At 58.5% G+C, this 738-nt stretch carries 2 protein-coding genes; both read right to left on the minus strand.

Features of this window, described 5'->3' with window-relative positions; all coding sequences use genetic code 11:
* Window positions 1-40 precede the first annotated feature (40 nt).
* Window positions 41-532, minus strand: coding sequence for a hypothetical protein (locus tag AWB69_RS45380; protein WP_062093260.1), 492 nt, complete (start codon window positions 530-532; stop codon window positions 41-43).
* Window positions 533-546: 14 nt separating this feature from the next.
* Window positions 547-738 (minus strand): transposase domain-containing protein (locus tag AWB69_RS45385; RefSeq protein WP_062093261.1); only part of this gene is annotated, 192 nt, incomplete at its 5' end.

The raw sequence follows: 738 nt of genomic DNA on the forward strand, positions 1-738 counted from the left end.
GTATCCGTCAGCGGAACCCGTTGGGGAGGTTTTTGCGCGGCTAAATGTCGACGATCTTTCGCAGTAGAGAGTACGAAACGCGCCAGTGGCCATCGGTGTCATTAACGGCGACCGACGCGGTCTTGGCATTCAGCCTCACGACGACTCCGACGCGCTCGCTTAGGTGCTTGTCAGTGAAGCTAACTGTGTCACCGATGAAGAATTCTTCACGCTGCGTTCTCGGCGGCGGTGTCGGTTCGACGTGAGGCTGAGCACTCGAAGTTTCGGGGATGATCGCTGCGTAGAGCACGCCCCAACGGCGTCGAGTTACGCTGTCTTGAACCACGGCCTGTGTCTGACGAAGTTCAACTATGGTGCCTTGCGCCGGCGGTCCAAGCGGGTTGTCGCCGATGTAGTTGACGGCCATCCCCAGGTGCAGGCGTTGACGTATTTCGAGAATACGTCGGGGGTCATCAAGCATTTTGCCGATAGCAAGATAGAGGCGATAGAGCTCGGTGCTAGGCGCCTGCCGAAGCGAGTCGAGAATGTCCATGGTTTGGAGGTGTTTTAACGGGCGAGCGGCAAGAGCTCGTGCACGCGATTGACGGGATACGACGGCAGTTTCTCAAGCGTTCGTTCGAGCCACGCATAGGGTTCGATACCGTTAAGGTGAGCCGTCCCGATGAGCGAATACATCGTTGCCGCCGCCCGGGCGCCTCGTGGAGAACCCGCGAACAACCAGTTCGATCTTCCGACGGC

Source organism: Caballeronia udeis (assembly GCF_001544555.2).
In the GTDB taxonomy this organism is placed as follows: domain Bacteria; phylum Pseudomonadota; class Gammaproteobacteria; order Burkholderiales; family Burkholderiaceae; genus Caballeronia; species Caballeronia udeis.